10 protein-coding genes are annotated in these 17,726 nt (G+C 52.9%); all 10 read right to left on the bottom strand.

Going from position 1 to position 17,726, the window contains the following annotated elements; all coding sequences use genetic code 11:
• Positions 1–261: 261 nt before the first annotated feature.
• Complete coding sequence (gene rfbA, locus MKY64_RS04285) at positions 262–1,146, bottom strand: glucose-1-phosphate thymidylyltransferase RfbA (RefSeq protein ID WP_339249902.1); 885 nt, start codon at positions 1,144–1,146, stop codon at positions 262–264.
• A 128-nt stretch (positions 1,147–1,274) separates the two neighbouring features.
• The gene (locus tag MKY64_RS04280; RefSeq protein ID WP_340951104.1) at positions 1,275–3,626 is read right to left on the bottom strand and encodes a hypothetical protein; all 2,352 of its coding nucleotides are present in this window, start codon (positions 3,624–3,626) and stop codon (positions 1,275–1,277) included.
• Positions 3,627–3,657: 31 nt separating this feature from the next.
• Positions 3,658–4,866, bottom strand: coding sequence for a hypothetical protein (locus MKY64_RS04275; RefSeq protein ID WP_340951102.1), 1,209 nt, complete (start codon positions 4,864–4,866; stop codon positions 3,658–3,660).
• Positions 4,867–4,927: 61 nt separating this feature from the next.
• Entirely contained in the window at positions 4,928–6,160 is a 1,233-nt protein-coding gene (locus tag MKY64_RS04270) for a hypothetical protein (RefSeq protein ID WP_340951098.1), read from the bottom strand.
• A 130-nt stretch (positions 6,161–6,290) separates the two neighbouring features.
• The gene (locus tag MKY64_RS04265) at positions 6,291–8,618 is read right to left on the bottom strand and encodes a hypothetical protein (protein ID WP_340951096.1); all 2,328 of its coding nucleotides are present in this window, start codon (positions 8,616–8,618) and stop codon (positions 6,291–6,293) included.
• A gap of 31 nt (positions 8,619–8,649) precedes the next feature.
• On the bottom strand, positions 8,650–9,855 hold the full coding sequence (locus MKY64_RS04260; RefSeq protein ID WP_340951094.1) for a collagen-like triple helix repeat-containing protein: 1,206 nt from the start codon (positions 9,853–9,855) through the stop codon (positions 8,650–8,652).
• Positions 9,856–9,878: 23 nt separating this feature from the next.
• A complete protein-coding gene (locus MKY64_RS04255) occupies positions 9,879–11,111 on the bottom strand; it encodes a hypothetical protein (protein ID WP_340951092.1) in 1,233 nt (410 codons plus the stop codon).
• Between the two features lie 301 nt (positions 11,112–11,412).
• Positions 11,413–12,591, bottom strand: a complete 1,179-nt coding sequence (locus tag MKY64_RS04250; protein WP_051478527.1) for a collagen-like protein — start codon at positions 12,589–12,591, stop codon at positions 11,413–11,415.
• 27 nt (positions 12,592–12,618) lie between these two features.
• Positions 12,619–13,806 (bottom strand): collagen-like triple helix repeat-containing protein, encoded by a 1,188-nt coding sequence (locus MKY64_RS04245; RefSeq protein WP_339249915.1) that lies wholly within the window; start codon positions 13,804–13,806, stop codon positions 12,619–12,621.
• 189 nt (positions 13,807–13,995) lie between these two features.
• Positions 13,996–15,906, bottom strand: a complete 1,911-nt coding sequence (locus MKY64_RS33385) for a beta strand repeat-containing protein (protein ID WP_445671719.1) — start codon at positions 15,904–15,906, stop codon at positions 13,996–13,998.
• Between the last annotated feature and the right edge of the window lie 1,820 nt (positions 15,907–17,726).

Below are 17,726 nucleotides of genomic sequence, written 5' to 3'. Positions count from 1 at the left end.
CCTTACAGATTTGGATTTCATTCCAGTATGCGCAGGGAATAATGCTCAACGGACAACCCCGGTCAGCAGCATACTTAATGATTAATATAGTAGTATTCAAGTGTACAGGTTTGGTGTGGACTTAGTGGATGAACTCATCAGAACGGGCTTCATCACCATCCACCAATTCTCCTCTGCTCTGTGAATACCAATATATGCTCCAAGTCCAGAATGTGTCCGTCAGTCAAGCTGGAACATTCTCTTCTGCGCTGTTCATGAATCTCAGCTACCCTCAACAAGAGATTCTTCTGCTATGCTGGACAAGTATTGTCCGTAGGTCAGCTTACGCAGCGGCCGGGCTAGCTCCAGCAGTTGCTCTCTGGTGATGTAGCCTTTATTGAAGGCAATCTCTTCGATGCAGGCCACGTAGAGCCCTTGCCGCTTCTGGACGGTCTCGACCAGATTAGCGGCCTCCAGCAGCGAATCCGGCGTTCCGGTATCCAGCCAAGCCATCCCCCGGCCGAACACCTCCACATTGAGTTGCCCTCTGTTTAAATATTCCTGGTTAACATCCGTAATCTCGATTTCACCGCGCCGCGAAGGCTTAATGTGTCTTGCAATCTCCACGACCTGCCGGTCATAGAAGTACAAGCCCGGCACTGCATAATGAGAACGGGGATACAGCGGCTTCTCTTCCAGTGCAACCACTCGACCCATGTTATCAAATTCCACAACGCCGTAGGCGGAAGGATCCTGCACATGGCAGCCGAAGATCGTGGCACCTTCCCGCCGCCGGACGGTTCTCTCCAGAATAGAGCTGAAGCTCTGTCCATAGAAAATGTTATCCCCCAGAATCATACACACATGATCCGCACCAATGAATTCCTCCCCGATCAGGAATGCCTCTGCAAGCCCCCGCGGCTGTTCCTGCACCGCATATTGAAAGGATAGTCCGAGCTGTTCGCCGGTGCCCAGAAGGTCCTGAAATAATCGGACATCTCTTCCGGTCGAGATGATCAGAATCTCCCGGATGCCTGCCAGCATCAAGACAGATAGCGGATAGTAAATCATAGGTTTGTCGTACACCGGAAGGATCTGCTTGGAGATCGACTTCGTTAACGGATGCAGCCTCGTCCCCGAGCCGCCCGCTAGAATAATTCCTTTCATCTATCCACGCTCCCCAATTCTTAACATTTCTCCCCTTGTCCCCTTGTTATGGAGTGAAGATCAACACCTTGGTTTCCGGAACCGTATGGGTTGATCTTCATTTATGTTATTGAATTTGGACTACACTTCTATTTGCTCTGTGTCTTGTAATGTCCGCTAGAGAAACTGTAATATAGCGGTACGAGAGAAGGATCACTGTCCGGATTATAATTAATGGTCCGAATTGAGAAATCCGCCATGCTAATTATATAAATGTTCTCCCACCCGATATTAACTAGATATTGGCTATCGCCAGTGAAATTCAGTGCACCGAGTTTGAAGATATCTGTCATTGGAATAGTCTGTGTCGTCTGATTGCTGGTTGATATCAGCTTGAGCTCCTGGGTTCCCTGTACACACACCCATCGTTCATCCGGTGACAGAATGATCGTATACTGATTGATAGGCCCCCGCAAACTGTTTAATAAGTTACCATTAATGTCGATACGGCTAACATTCAATGGGATATGGTTGTCAGGAGTTTCCCCATTGTCCATGATATAGGCTTCGCCGGATTTTAACTGACGAATCCCCCACGTGCTGTTATGACCAGCTGCAGGCTTTAAGCCGGTGTTACTGAAATTTCCAATCTCTGCGTAGACGTATAAAGTGTTCTTCATGGACGGTGTCAGCCGCACTTCCATACTGTCAGGCGTAACCACGAGTGGATTGGAGTAAGCCGTTCTTTCCAATGCGACCGAATAAGCTCCAAAAATATTCTCGGTAAGCGTTCCCGTTGCAATCTCATACGCATGAACCGCCGGATTATACTGACCCCCAACGAGTAAGAAAAAAGCATAACGGCTGTCAGGAGACACCGCAGAGTATTGTACAACGGATGTCGTGGAGAAGGTATCAATAATACTTCCATTGGCCAGATCAAAGACAATCGTCTGCACATTTCCAGTCGATATTCCAGTCGATATAAAAAGATGGCGCTGATCAGGGGTTAATAGCAGATCTAATACTTGCGCACCCAGGTTTAAATCCACTGTCCAATCGAGGGCGCGGGATTGAATATTGAACCGGTACAATTTATCTACAACCGCATAGTAAATGTACTTGTCGTCTCCTGAGGCGGCATAAGCTACTTGCCCTAAGAGAAAGTTGATACTAGGATCCACAGGGATTATTTGAATGGTAGCCGACCGGGCATCCAGGATTCCAACCCCACCATCCTTCAGAAAATAAGCCGTTGCCTCGCTGACGACGTAAGGTGTCCCGCTGCCCATTACCTCTGCCGCCAGATACCGGTTCTCCATAATCAGAGAGAGCGCACTCGGAATATTTAAGTCAATTTGCACTTGAACAGAATAGACTCCCGGTCCGGCTTCGGGGATATGCGTCAGGCTGAACGGGAATTGCACACTGGCTCTTTTGCCGGGATCAGCTTCACCGCTGCCATAGCCTTGGACGATGGACCTGAATTCAAATGAGCGGATCACTGCATTATTGTAGAGAACATTGATTGAAAGAGGAATTCGAACAGCTTCTGCCAGCGGGAGATAGGAGACGCGGAGATCCCCTTGTAGTTGTACGCGTTGTCCGGCCTTCGTCTGCAATGTATCCAGGGTGAGAACCGTTTGTAGCTCAGAGGTCAATACCTGTGAATCAGCACGATATTGATATAAGGGAGAGGGCACGGATTCGCCTGTCGCTCCGGTTGCACCGGAAGAACCTGCCGGTCCCGTCGGGCCTTTGCTGCCGGTACCTGTCGGTCCAAGTGCGCCCCGCAGACCTTCCACCCCTTGTGAGCCTTGCGGTCCTTTGACACTATACCCTGTAGTCCCTGTTACGGCTATTCCGGTTGCACCGGTAGGACCAATTCCTGTGAGCCCTGTCATCCCGGTCAGACCAGTCGGACCGTAACCTGCTGTGCCTGTGAAGCTTGCGGGAAGCCCAGGTTCGCCTGTATCTCCTGTCGGACCGGTCACTCCGTACCCTGTTGCCCCTGTCACGCCCTTATTGCCGTAATCACCGCCGCCGCCCCTCGTACCTTGGGTGCCAGTCGTTCCAGTCGGGCCGGTCGGACCGGTATGCCCCGTGGCGGCTCTAACGGCATGAACAGAAGCTATCCCTGCAACGGCTCTGCCTATAGAAGGATCTGCCTTGACGTTAATATAGCTGACGACCCGGACTCGTATAGTGTACGCATACGTTCCCGGATTCGCCGAATGGTTGACCGTAACTTGTAAGGTTCTGGTAGTCTCTCCCGTTCCGGTATGGGACAGCGTGACCAGTTGAGTCTGCAGTACACTGCCGGAGAGCATCGTTTCCAGCTCAATCCGCAGCAAGGATGGACCGGAAGTCACTGCCTGGAAGATAACAGGAATCTGGAACGTTACATGCGCCTTAGGCTGCGCTGCAACAATGTCAAGTGTCTCTGCCAGGTGAATAGCCGGTCCCGGTGTTCCCAGAGGGAGAGTGGTTAGATTCGACATCACTTCACCGCCTTTGATATTCTCTGCAACATCAGATGCTGTCAGGTATTACCGTTGAAGATAAGGTGCATTGATTAATATAGACATCCCTTTGATCTTGTTCCTCACCAACAACCAATATGGATAACGACAGGGTCGTTGCCGGGCCATCATACATAACGTAAAATGGTAAAACCTGTGCAGTTCGAAATAAATCCGTTTGTTTCTGCCAATAATCTGTATACAGATACAATGTGTTCTGGGCAGTATCCGTAAGTGTAATTGTCATTTCCAATCCATTATTCTCTATAATTGAGTTACTCCAATATTCGATTTCTACCATCCCCTCTATTTGGCAACGGCTGCTTCCAGGATTCACCGGGAGAGATGCAATCAAGAAAGGCTCATTATAATTCACTGTGATGGAGGGACTGCTTCTTGTGTAAGTTAATGTTGGAATAAAAACTTCATTCGCTCCCGCTCCTGTAGGCCCTCTGGCACCTTCTGGCCCAGGATCTCCCTGCTCACTGCCTGCCCCGGGCGGACCCGTGAAGCCTGTAGGCCCAGTTCCACCGTCTGGCCCAGTGTCACCTGTTATTCCAGGACCGGTGGCTCCGACAGCCCCCATCCCTGTAACTCCTGTTGCTCCTGTGACTCCTATTCCGGTGGCACCGGTGGCTCCGGTAGGTCCATTGAGTGCTCCCATATAGGTTGTTGCCCCTGTGGGTCCTGTAGGACCTGTCAGGCCGGTTGGGCCTGTAAGCGAGACGCCATCCTCGCCCATTCTCCCCTCGCCACCAGATAGACCGGTACGTCCGGTTAGACCAGTGGGTCCTGTTGGGCCTGGAGGACCTATCGGACCATTGAATATAACAGGCCCTGGTCCCGTCTGGACTAGAGGGGAGCCGACCCGAATATCCGAGGCGATGTTCTGAGCATGCAGCAGTTTCATTCTCAGTTCGTATTGGTGAATACCTGCAGGCAGTTCATCGGTGAATCTGACGGTGGCTTCAGTCTGAACAAGGCCAGCGGCCAAGGCTGTTGATTCTATCGATACACCCAGAGTTTCAGCAAGTGCATTAGCTCTCCATAGTTCAACATTTAAATGCAAATGATAATAACCAGGGGACCGTATATCCAGAAGCATTGGAATCGACAACTGCACTTGCGCAGATGCATACGGCTGTTCCACATCCGTCCGGATATCCGTAAGCACAAGCTCATTGCCGCTCTCAAGAGGAAGCGACGAATAGATGTCCATGTATATTCAACTCCTTTATTACTCAGATGCTGTTCTTCTGTACGATTCTTGAACAGATAGTTCAGTTCCCTCTTAGGAATACCTTCGCAGTTGCATTAAAGGATTCATAGCTGATAGTTGTGTTTGGAGTTATCGTACTAGCTGTAGCCGACAATGTGTAGCTGTGAAGACCTAATGGCGGATGATCATCAATGGCATAGAAGAACAGCGATTGTTCGGAAGGAATGGAATTAGATGATGGATCATTCGAATAATTATAGAACAACATCCAATTAAACAAAGCGCCTTCAGGAAGGTTGACTCCATCACGTTGTATCACATAAACAATATTATTGCTGTATTCGTAATCCGGGGGATTCCCGTAGCTGATCTGTAGAGTGCCAGCTACAACTACACATTGATCAGTCGAGGTAACCAGTACTGGCGGAAGTTGGCCTACAAGCTCACTCTCTTCTGGACTGCTCGACAGCAGAGCATCACTCACAACTACCGGCAATGCACGGCTGGGTCCGGTTACACCTGTGGGGCCAGTTGTCCCTGTATTACCGGTAAATCCTGAACCTGGACCTGTGTACCCGGTCTCCCCCCTTGCTCCGGTCGTTCCTGTCGGGCCCTGCAGTCCATACCCGGTCATACCCGTGGCTCCGATTCCTGTCATTCCGTTTGGACCGGCAGGTCCCACCCCGGTAGTTCCCGTAGGGCCCGTTGGTCCGGTTACGCTTTCCGATCCGGTCGCCACAACCACGCCCGTAGCTCCAGTGGGTCCCTTAGGTCCCTTCGTTCCCTTGATCCCAGGGCCGGTTGTACCGGTCGGACCGGTGCTCCCGGTCGGACCGTTAGGCCCACGTGTACCACGTGGACCTTGCGTACCCGTTGGTCCGGTCGGACCGATGTCATCCTCGTCAGCCGCGACTCCTTGTACAGAGACTGTAGGGAGGCCGGCCAGCGGATTCGCCGCAATATTCTGTGAAGACAGAACCCTCAGCTCCACTTCAAAGGATTGCTCCCATTGACCAAAGCTCCCTGTAATACTTGCATTCACATCCGCAATTAGCGCTTCCCCTGCGTTGCCGCTGCCGATATAAGGCTCGGTCAGAGTCTGAAGCATCGTTCCATCTTTCAGAACAGACAGCCCGACGATTAGGTGATAATTGCCGGTCTCCGCCGGCTTGAACGACAGAGGCACACTGAAATCAATTTGGAACGAGGGATGACTCTCTTCCAGCAATACCGGACTTGCCAGCCGGATTGCCGGTCCCGGACTTCCCAGTTGCACCGGAATTAATGATGACATGTGAACACAACCCTTCTGTCACTTTATAATTCGCCTTGTCCGCTTGATGTGAAAACAGATTAATCCCCGTAGTTTCAGAAACCACAGGGATTGACCTAAGCATAACTTGTGCAGCGCGCGTAACCTCGCTTTATTTACTCTGCGTTTTGTAAGCTCCGCTGGAGAGGGTGTAGTTCAGCGGCCGATTAGCTGGTTCTGGCGGAAGGCCAAAGGTTCGGATTGAACGATCCTCTAAGCTTATCGTGTAAATATGTTGAGTCCCTATAACAACTAGAAAACTACTGTCTCTTGTGAAGTTGACTCCTCCCCGGAAGGTTTGATCCGTTATTGCGGGGAATGAACTTCCTGCTAAAGTATTAGAATCAAGTACAGAGAGACCATATGCGCTTTGGATGCAAACAAACTGCTGATCCGGTGATAGAACCAGCGAGTATAATGGAACTCCAAATTGTACCAACAAATAATCTCCATTGGGTCTAAGAAGGTTGACATTAGCATACTGCACCGAATTATTTGGATCTACCCCGTTATCTATGGTTATACAATTTCCGTTATTTAACTGCACAATGCCCCATGACCCGTTACCGGATGTAGTTCTGAGACCCTTGTTATTGAAGTTACCAACCTCCGCGTGAGCATAAAAGACTTGTGCCAGACCTGGAGTAAACCTCACCTCGGTACTGTCAGGTGATACTACCAGCGGGTTGGAGTAGCCTGGATATAACTGAGGCTGAATAGGATACAATCCATTGAAGATATTCCGCTCCAGTGTTCCCAGGGCAATGTTATAGGCATGAACCTCACCCGTATAGATATAGAAGAAGGCATAGCGGCTGTCTGGAGAAGCGGCGGAGAAGAGAACATTCGATTCCAGCGTCAGCGTTCGGACGGTAACACTGTTCACCAGATCATACACCTGCACCTGGGGACTGGCTTCATCCGAGATGAACAGATATCTCTGGTCAGGCGTAAGCAGCAGATCTGTTGCCTGCATATCCTGATTCAGATCGATTCCCCAGTTCACCACTTGGGCCTTTGTGTCGAACTGGTATAACCTGTCTTGTACCGCATAGTAAATGTCATCACCTGTTGAAGCGGCATAAGCTGCATTCGCGTTGAACTGGATATTGGGATCCATCGGAACCGATTGGGTGGGACCAACCAATGCATTGATGGTTTGCACCCCGCCCGCAGCCAGGAAATAAGCGTAACTGTTCGGGGAGGAGATGGTGCCGACATCGACTGCCTCTGCCACAAGATACCGGTTCTCCGCCGTCAGCGTCACATTATCCTGTGGATTAGAGTTCTGCGACAAAAATACAGTATATGTTCCTGTACCGGGTTCGGGGGCATGCGTCAGGCTAAAAGGAATCTGTACGCTGGCCCGTTGTCCGGGATCAGGCATATCGCTCCCATAGCCCTGGACTATTGTCTGAAAGTTAAACGAGTGGAAGAAGGAATTGATAGAAAAGTTATATGCAAAGCCAATAGTAACAGAAATTCTTGTAGCTACTGAGAGCGGGAGATACGTGATTCGGACATTACCCTGTAATAGAACGCGTTGTCCGGCCATAGTCTGCACGTTCGAGGTTAGAAAAACTCGCGGAGAATCAGTCAACACCATCGGATCAGTACGATATTGATATTGGGCAGGAGACAGCGGTTCGCCGGTTGAGCCGGTTGCACCAGTAGCGCCGGCTGGCCCTCTTGGGCCTGGACCCATCGTCCCTGTTGGTCCCGGCGCTCCTTGCAGACCTTCCTTCCCTGGTGCACCCTGCGTCCCCTTCACACTCGTACCTGTCGCACCTGTCACCGCATTACCGGTTGCACCTGTCGGACCTACTACGGTCAAGCCCGTCGCCCCTGTTGGACCAGTGGGCCCAGTGCCGATTCCGCCAGTGACGCTTGCGGGAGGGCCTGGTTCACCTGTATCTCCTGTCGGACCGGTCGCTCCATATCCTGTAGCTCCTGTCACGCCCTTGTTACCGTAACCGCCGCCGTCTCCCCTTTGGCCTTGGGTGCCGGTCGTTCCAGTAGGGCCGGTCGGACCGGTAATTCCTGTAGCAGCCCGAATTGCCTGAACAGAAGCTATCCCTGCAACAGCTCTGCCTATATAAGGATCGGCCTTGATGTTAATATAACTGACTACCCGAGCTCGTATAGTGTAGGCATACGTTCCCGGATAAGCCGGGTGGTTGACTGTAACTTGTATTGTTCTTGCAGTCTCCTCAGTTCCATTATTGGACAGCGTGACTAATTGAGTCTGCAGCACACTGCCGGAGAGCATCGTCTCCAGTTCAATCCGCAGCAGGGATTCGCCTGGAGAGCTGCTCTGGAAGATAACAGGGATATGAAAGGTCACATGCGCCTGAGGCTGAGCTGCAGTGATTTCGAGCGTCTCTGCCAGGTGAATAGCCGGGCCCGGCGCTCCCAAAGGGAGAGTTGTTAGATTCGACATAATTTCACCGCCTTAGATATAGTACGTAATGCTAGTTATTCGGAATTACCGTGGAAGTTAAGACAGCTGGAAGAATCACGATAATTAATCGTTCTTGATCATCACCGGTAATTACTTCAGTTAGCGTCAATGTAGTCGGTGGCCCGTCATACATAACGGTAAATGGAAATGTCTGAGCGAATTCAACATATTCAGGACCTTGTTTCTGCCAATAATCAGTATACTGATACAATGTATTTCCAACAGAATCAGTAAGTGTGATGGTTAACCGTATGCCAGAATTTAATCGAGGAGATGGTTTCCAAAACCATAAGCCTACAATCCCCTCTATTTGGCATCGTCCACTTCCAGGATCCACCTGGAGAGATGCAAGCAGTTCGGGCTTATTAATAAACCCTACATCCCCTGGTGAAACTTTGTAAGTCAATATTGGAATAGATGCTCCATCCGCTAAGGTTCCTGTATGTCCCCTGGCACCTTGGGGTCCAGTTCCCCCCGTTTCGTTACCTGATCCGGGCGGACCGTTGAAGCCTGTGAGTCCTGTCGGACCATCTGGTCCGGTATCGCCAGTAATTGCTGTACCCGTTGCTCCGGCACTTCCCACACCCGTAGGTCCGGTTGCCCCTGTAACCCCTGTTCCGGTTGCTCCGGTTACACCGGTGGGTCCGGCAAAGTTTCCTACATAGCCGGTTGTCCCTGTTGGACCCGTTGCTCCGGTTAGCCCGGTCGGGCCTGTAAGCGAGACGCCATCCTCTCCCATTCTCCCGGCGCCCCCAGATAGACCGGTACGTCCGGTTAGACCAGTGGGTCCTGTTGGACCTGGAGGACCTATAGGACCGTTGAATATGACGGGTCCCGGACCGGTCTGTAACCGGGGGGAGCCCACCCGGATATCCGAAGCGATATTCTGATAATGGAGCAGCTTCACTCTTAGCTCGTATTGATGAATGCCTGCGGGCAGTACATCATTGAATCTGACCGTTGATTCTGTCTGAACCAGTCCGGCAGACAGTGCTGTGGATTCTATGAATACATCACGTATCTCAACAAGAGCGTTAGCCCTCCATAGTTCAACATTTAGGTGCAGATGATAATAACCGGGGGACAGAATATCCAGCAGCAATGGAATCGACAACTGTAATTCCGCAGATGCATACGGCTGCTCCAAGTCTGCACGGATATCCGTGAGCACCAGCACATTGCCGGCTCCAAGGGGAAGCGACGAATAGATGTTCATGCATGTTTCAACTCCTTTATGTCTCAGTTGCCTCTTTGGAATACCTTTGCAGATGCATTGAAGGATCTATAGCTGATTGTTGTATTGTCAGACACATCATAGATATGAACGCGCAACGTATAGTTGTGAAGACCCGGGGGCGGATTCTCATCAATCGCATAGAAGGACAGTAATTCTTCAGAAGGATCGTAATTAGATGCCGGATTAATTGAATAATTGAATATTTTTGACCAAAAAAAGAAACCGTTAGTATCAAGTTCCTGACCATCTCGACGCACTTCATATAGAAGATTGTTATTGTAATGGTCATTAGAGGGATTCCCGTACATTATCTGAAGAGTACCCGATATGACTACACATTGATCTGTCGAATTGATCTGTACCGCCGAAAGTTGCCCCACAATTTCACTTTCGATGGGACTGCTCGACAGCAGAATATTGCTCACAACGAGTGGTAACGCCCGGCCTGGTCCGGTTACACCTGTGGGTCCTGTCGTCCCCGTGTCTCCAGTAATACTGGATCCGGGCCCCGGATTCCCGGTCATGCCAGTGCGTCCGGTCATTCCTGCCGGTCCAGGCACCCCATATCCGGTCATACCGGTGGCTCCAATTCCTGTCGCTCCCGTTGGCCCGGTTACTCCTATCCCGGCAAGACCTGTTGCGCCTGTAGCTCCGGTTCCGCTCCCCTCTCCCGTTGCCACCACTACACCCGTAGCCCCTGTGGGTCCCTTTGGTCCCTTCGTTCCCATGATGCCAGGGCCGGTTATCCCGATCGGACCGGTGGTGCCCGTTGGACCTTTCGTACCTTTCGTACCATAGGGACCTTGTGAACCGGTTGGTCCCGTCGGACCGAATTCATCAGCATCAGCCGCGGATCCTTGTACTGAGACTGCTGGAAGACCAACCAGCGGATTCGCCGCAATATTCTGTGAAGACAGAATACGCAGCTCCAGTTCAAAGGACTGCACGCCTTGCCCGAAGCTCCCCTTAATACTTGCATTCAGATCAGCAACCAGCGCTTCTCCGGCGTTGCTGTTGCCGATATAGGGTTCAGTAAGGCTATGGATGATATTTCCGTCTTTCAGAACAGATAACCCGATGATCAGGTGATAATTGCCGGACACTTCCGGCTTGAACGACAGAGGCACACTGAAATCAATTTGGAAGTAGGGATGACTCTCTTCCAGCAATACCGGACTTGACAGCCTGATTGCCGGTCCCGGACTTCCCAGTTGCACCGGAATTAATGATGACATATAGACACAACCCTTCTTTCACTTTCATATTTGCTTGCCATTTGCGAACGGCAGAACTATTCAATCAACACCCCCAATACCAGTTTATGCTGCCTATAGATTGTCCAAGTCCATGCTATGCAGAATATTCATGGACCTCTCTGGTCCGGCAGCACATAGTATTCTATGCCGCTGAAGCCATGGGGTCTGGATTATTCGGCCACCAGCTCTAAAAAGGCGGATTCATTAGTCAATTATTAATATCCACACGCAGAAAAGCGCCAGAATTCAATTCTGGCGCATCTCGCTATAAAAAGATCATTTAATTAATCCTGATCAATTGGATGTTGGCATAGAAAGTGCCCTCACCTATAACGTCATTAGTATTATTAACTAACGCCACACCTTGTTCGGCTGTTGTCCCTATGATACCGGCTCCCGCTACGGTTGCAATTGCCGTATTGTTTAGTGTTGAGGATGCTATAGAACCAGTAACACCTTCTATTAGAGCTCCAGACGTCAGATCTACGGTCCACAATTGAAATTCCATGGTGTCCAGGCTATTATTCTGAGCATTGACATAGTATTGGACCAGGACTGTAGAATCAGCAGGCAAAGTAAAAAACTGATTTGTATCATTTATAGTAATAGCACCGCTTTCCGGTCCGGTTACGCTCCAGGTCACCATTTCATCAAACCCAACTTGAAACTCAGTAGAGATCGCAGAGAAGAAATCTGCGAAGAAGGCAAGACCCGTTAAGCCGGTCATCCCGGTCATGCCAGTCAGCCCGGTTAAGCCGGTTACACCGGTCAGCCCGGTTTCACCTGTTAAGCCGGTTAGCCCTGTAGCACCCGTTATGCCGGTGGCACCCGTTATACCGGTTACGCCAGTCTCTCCGGTTAAGCCTGTCAGTCCAGTCAGCCCGGTTAAGCCTGTGGCCCCCGTCTCCCCGGTTAGCCCCGTTAAGCCGGTTACTCCGGTTAGCCCGGTTAACCCCGTAGCTCCGGTTAGTCCAGTCTCTCCTGTCGGCCCCGTTAAGCCAGTCACTCCGGTCAATCCCGTCAGCCCCGTGGCTCCTGTCTCTCCCGTTTGACCAGTTATTCCTGCGGGACCTTGGATACCCTGAATGCCCTGCTCTCCTTGAGGTCCTGGAGGCCCGCCCGGATTCCCCGTAGCCCCCGTTGCACCCGTAGGCCCTACCATTATTGAAGCGTTCAGCACCGTCTCCAGCTTGTTGGTAAGAATGAATTCCTTCTTCACAATATCCCGCATCATATTTCTTACACTGTCGTTCATAGCCAGCACATCGCCAATGGTCGCTTCAGGAGCTGTAACTCCGGGTAAGGTACCCAGGATATATTGCAGCTTCTCTCCTTCGGCATTGATAATGTGGCTGAGTCCCAATTCTTCCATCGCAATGGAGGACAGCAGCAGGTTAACGGCATCATCCCTAGCAATGCTTATGGTTGGGGTGATGTTAGGCAGATTCGCCTGAGACATATGATCAACTCCTCTAGGTTAGTGGGCTTAGAACAATTTAAGAATAGATATCGAGGCATTAACATCTGTAATTGTACCGGCGCCGCTATTAATCATAACTAATGTATTCACTGCTTCACCAGTAACGGTGGGGAAAATACTCCCGCCCACTATAAGATTAGAAGTGGCAGCGACAGCTGTATGATACGATATTGCTTCGCTAGCTGGAAGGGTAGCCCCATTGAGCGTAAGGGCAACGCTAAAATTCTCCCCTGTCGGAGTAGAAGCATTAGCTGAATAATGAACGTAGTAGGTTGCCGGTTCCAAAACGCCTAGAACATCGTTATTTTGCAGATTGAAACCACCTATACTACGGCTGATATTGGAACCAGTGGAATAAGCATCGGCATCAAAGACTATTGGACCTCTTGGACCTATTGGACCTCCTGAAGTAAGGGTGGACAACCACCGGTCAATAGGCGGCTCACCTGTTCCTCCGGTTACTCCGGTCAAGCCGGTTACTCCTGTAACTCCTGTTAGACCCGTTAGGCCAGTAGCCCCCGTCTCTCCCGTTAGCCCCGTAACGCCAGTTACTCCCGTTACTCCTGTTAGTCCCGTGAGTCCGGTAGCTCCCGTCTCTCCGCTTTGCCCTGTTACGCCAGTCTCGCCTGTTTCTCCTGTCAGACCCGTTAACCCGATAGCCCCGGACTCCCCAGTGAGGCCAGTTGCCCCGGTCAATGCGGTCAATCCAGTGGCCCCAGTTATACCTGTAGCCCCTGTTGCCCCTGAAGGTCCCTCTATGCCTGGGAAGCCGCTAACTCCCGTGGTACCGCTCGGGCCATCGTCTCCAGTCTCTCCTATTTCGCCTTGCAGACCTCTTGGACCGATCGGACCCTCGTCTGGTCCTGTTACGCCTGTGGCTCCGATCCCGCCATAATCAACCGGTGCTGCAAGCAGACTCTCTAACTGGCTGGTCTGCAGCCAGGCGCTTTTCACCGTTTCCCCCAGCATACTACGGATACTATCAGTGATGTCCTGAAGATTGGAGATGTTCACCACCGGGGCAGTAACTCCAGGAAGAGTGCCGAGCGCGTACTGCATCTTCTCCCCTTCTGCATTAATTACATGGCTAAGTCCTAACTCTTCCATGGCGATGGCTGCCATCATCATGTTGATGGCATCGCTCCGGGTGAGTGTAATGGTTGGTGTAATGTTAGGCAGATTAGCTTGAGACAAATTAATCCTCTCCTTTCTGGTTTAGAATAGTCCATCATATGCCGCTCTGTACGATTGGTTCGGCAATTCGTCCAGGCTATGTAAGAAAAAACTGATATGTGTTACAGTTCTTATTATGTGAGAAAAGACCAGCCCAAATCAGGCTGGTCTTCATGAGAAACAAATTTAATAATTACAATCAAGGAAAATTCAGCTCAACTGAATTATAGTGACCTTGGCAGGGAAGAAGCCATAATAAACTCCATCCATATCAACAGTTAAAGCAGTCCCTTCATATACAAGCGCAAGTTGAATTGTTACTGGTTCATCCGCTTCTAAAATATAGGTTCCATTAAGATTAGAAGGCAGAGTGTTTATTGGAGCGGTAACTATTGATGTAGATTCTGGTGAACCATTATTAATCAATTCCAGACCTGCTGGTCTTGTATCAGAAGATAGGATGATGGCTTGATACATGATCAAATAATTTCCGGCTTCTACTACAAACTCATTAGTATCAGTAATTCCTGGCCCTATAGAAGTACCATTGCTGGATGTATAAACGATACTAAAGTGTGGAATAGGGAAATGATCACTTGTTGCCACCGTATTTCCCTCTGTGAGAACAAACTGGGCGTAATTCTGGGACAGAGCACCAGTCGGACCTACAAGACCAATACCCGTTGGTCCAGTCGCTCCCGTTAATCCAGTGACGCCAGTCGCTCCTGTTGCCCCTGTGAGACCTGTTGCTCCTGTCTCACCCGTAAGACCCGTTGCACCAGTTTCTCCCGTCAGGCCTGTTGTTCCTGTTGCTCCCGTTAACCCAGTGACGCCAGTCGATCCTGTTACCCCTGTGAGACCCGTTGCTCCGGTATCTCCAGTGAGTCCTGTTGCTCCCGTTGCCCCTGTTAATCCTGTAATCCCTGTTAAACCAGTGTTACCATCCTCACCTTTTGAACCTGGGCCTCCATTTATTCCGTCTTTACCTGCTTTCCCTGTTGTGCCCGTCACTCCCGTCATACCTGTTGGACCTGTTGGACCAGTCAGACCTGTTTGACCCGTCGCACCTGTTTCAACAACACTTAATCCAGTAACTCCTGTTGGACCAGTCACACCTGTAACTCCAGTGGCTCCAGTTTCACCAGTCAGCCCTGTCGCTCCGGTCTCACCAGTCAGCCCCGTCGCTCCAGTCTCTCCCGTAAGCCCCGTTGCTCCAGTCTCTCCTGTAAGCCCTGTCGCTCCCGTTTCTCCTGTGAGCCCTGTCGCTCCAGTCTCACCTGTAAGCCCCGTCGCTCCGGTCTCGCCAGTCAGCCCTGTCGCTCCGGTCTCTCCTGTAAGCCCTGTCGCACCAGTCTCACCTGTAAGCCCCGTCGCACCAGTCTCACCTGTAAGCCCCGTCGCACCAGTCTCACCAGTCAGCCCTGTCGCCCCGGTCTCTCCCGTGAGTCCTGTCGCTCCAGTCTCTCCGGTCAGCCCCGTTGCTCCAGTCTCTCCCGTCAGCCCCGTCGCCCCGGTCTCTCCCGTCAGCCCCGTTGCTCCGGTCTCACCAGTCAGCCCCGTCGCTCCAGTCTCTCCCGTGAGCCCAGTCGCTCCAGTCTCTCCCGTGAGACCTGTCGCACCGGTCTCACCTGTGAGCCCAGTCGCTCCGGTCTCGCCAGTCAGCCCTGTCGCTCCGGTTTCTCCCGTCAGCCCCGTCGCCCCGGTCTCTCCCGTCAGCCCCGTTGCTCCGGTCTCTCCCGTCAGCCCCGTCGCACCAGTCTCTCCTGTAAGCCCCGTTGCTCCGGTCTCTCCTGTAAGCCCTGTTGCACCAGTCTCACCTGTAAGCCCCGTTGCACCAGTCTCACCTGTAAGCCCCGTTGCTCCGGTCTCTCCCGTGAGTCCTGTCGCTCCCGTTTCTCCTGTGAGCCCTGTTGCACCAGTCTCACCTGTAAGCCCCGTCGCACCAGTCTCGCCAGTCAGCCCCGTCGCTCCAGTCTCGCCAGTAAGCCCCGTTGCTCCGGTCTCTCCCGTGAGTCCTGTCGCTCCCGTTTCTCCTGTGAGCCCTGTTGCACCAGTCTCACCTGTAAGCCCCGTCGCTCCAGTCTCACCTGTAAGCCCCGTCGCACCAGTCTCGCCAGTCAGCCCCGTCGCTCCAGTCTCGCCAGTCAGCCCCGTCGCTCCAGTCTCGCCAGTAAGCCCCGTTGCTCCGGTCTCTCCCGTGAGTCCCGTTGCTCCAGTCTCGCCAGTCAGCCCCGTTGCTCCGGTCTCGCCAGTCAGCCCCGTTGCACCAGTCTCTCCGGTCAGCCCCGTTGCTCCGGTCTCTCCCGTCAGTCCTGTCGCCCCGGTCTCTCCCGTCAGTCCTGTCGCCCCGGTCTCTCCCGTCAGCCCTGTCGCCCCGGTCTCTCCCGTCAGCCCTGTCGCCCCGGTCTCTCCCGTCAGCCCTGTCGCCCCGGTCTCTCCCGTAAGACCCGTTGCTCCGGTTTCTCCCGTCAGCCCCGTCGCTCCGGTCTCACCAGTCAGTCCCGTCGCTCCGGTCTCTCCCGTGAGCCCCGTCGCCCCGGTCTCTCCCGTAAGACCCGTTGCTCCGGTTTCTCCCGTCAGCCCCGTCGCTCCGGTCTCACCAGTCAGTCCCGTCGCTCCGGTCTCTCCCGTGAGCCCCGTCGCCCCGGTCTCTCCCGTAAGCCCTGTTGCACCAGTCTCTCCCGTGAGCCCCGTTGCACCAGTCTCACCAGTCAGCCCCGTCGCCCCGGTCTCACCAGTGAGCCCCGTCGCCCCGGTCTCTCCCGTCAGCCCTGTCGCTCCAGTCTCTCCCGTGAGCCCTGTTGCACCAGTCTCACCTGTAAGCCCCGTCGCCCCAGTCTCACCAGTCAGCCCTGTCGCTCCGGTCTCTCCGGTCAGCCCTGTCGCTCCAGTCTCTCCCGTCAGCCCCGTCGCTCCGGTCTCTCCCGTCAGCCCCGTTGCTCCGGTCTCTCCCGTAAGCCCTGTTGCTCCGGTCTCTCCCGTAAGCCCTGTTGCACCAGTCTCACCAGTCAGCCCCGTTGCTCCAGTCTCTCCCGTGAGCCCCGTCGCTCCAGTCTCTCCCGTAAGCCCTGTTGCACCAGTCTCTCCTGTAAGCCCAGTTGCTCCGGTCTCTCCTGTAAGCCCTGTTGCACCAGTCTCTCCTGTAAGCCCCGTTGCACCAGTCTCTCCTGTAAGCCCTGTCGCTCCGGTTTCTCCCGTAAGCCCCGTTGCTCCAGTCTCTCCCGTGAGCCCCGTCGCTCCAGTCTCTCCGGTCAGCCCCGTCGCTCCAGTCTCACCAGTCAGTCCTGTCGCCCCAGTCTCTCCTGTGAGCCCCGTCGCCCCGGTTTCTCCTGTAAGCCCTGTTGCTCCAGTCTCTCCCGTAAGACCTGTTGCACCCGTTTCACCTGTGAGCCCTGTTGCTCCTGTCTCTCCTGTAAGCCCCGTTGCTCCGGTCTCTCCCGTCAGCCCAGTTGCACCAGTCTCACCTGTGAGCCCTGTCGCTCCAGTCTCTCCCGTAAGCCCAGTCGCCCCGGTCTCTCCCGTAAGACCCGTTGCTCCCGTTTCTCCAGTCAGCCCCGTCGCTCCGGTCTCACCAGTCAGCCCCGTTACTCCTGTTTCCCCGGTAAGCCCCGTTTCTCCTGTAAGCCCTGTCGCTCCAGTCTCTCCTGTAAGCCCCGTTGCTCCGGTCTCTCCCGTCAGCCCTGTCGCTCCAGTCTCTCCTGTAAGCCCCGTCGCTCCCGTTTCTCCCGTCAGCCCTGTCGCTCCCGTTTCTCCGGTCAGCCCTGTCGCTCCCGTTTCTCCGGTCAGCCCAGTCGCTCCAGTCTCACCTGTAAGCCCTGTTGCTCCGGTCTCTCCCGTCAGCCCTGTTGCTCCCGTTTCACCTGTGAGCCCTGTTGCTCCGGTTTCTCCCGTAAGCCCCGTCGCTCCAGTCTCTCCCGTAAGCCCCGTCGCTCCAGTCTCAC

It is taken from the genome of Paenibacillus sp. FSL R7-0210, from assembly GCF_038009085.1.
GTDB classification, from domain to species: domain Bacteria; phylum Bacillota; class Bacilli; order Paenibacillales; family Paenibacillaceae; genus Paenibacillus_AQ; species Paenibacillus_AQ silagei.
Note: the sequence above shows the minus strand (reverse complement) of the source record. Positions and strands in the feature narration are given on the sequence as shown.

Excerpts from the sequence above, each read along its gene's own strand:
- rfbA (WP_339249902.1), bottom strand. The coding sequence starts at position 1,146 with ATGAAAGGAATTATTCTAGCGGGCGGCTCGGGGACGAGGCTGCATCCG.
- MKY64_RS04280 (WP_340951104.1), bottom strand. The coding sequence starts at position 3,626 with ATGTCGAATCTAACCACTCTCCCTCTGGGAACACCGGGACCGGCTATT.
- MKY64_RS04275 (WP_340951102.1), bottom strand. The coding sequence starts at position 4,866 with ATGGACATCTATTCGTCGCTTCCTCTTGAGAGCGGCAATGAGCTTGTG.
- MKY64_RS04270 (WP_340951098.1), bottom strand. The coding sequence starts at position 6,160 with ATGTCATCATTAATTCCGGTGCAACTGGGAAGTCCGGGACCGGCAATC.
- MKY64_RS04265 (WP_340951096.1), bottom strand. The coding sequence starts at position 8,618 with ATGTCGAATCTAACAACTCTCCCTTTGGGAGCGCCGGGCCCGGCTATT.
- MKY64_RS04260 (WP_340951094.1), bottom strand. The coding sequence starts at position 9,855 with ATGAACATCTATTCGTCGCTTCCCCTTGGAGCCGGCAATGTGCTGGTG.
- MKY64_RS04255 (WP_340951092.1), bottom strand. The coding sequence starts at position 11,111 with ATGTCATCATTAATTCCGGTGCAACTGGGAAGTCCGGGACCGGCAATC.
- MKY64_RS04250 (WP_051478527.1), bottom strand. The coding sequence starts at position 12,591 with ATGTCTCAGGCGAATCTGCCTAACATCACCCCAACCATAAGCATTGCT.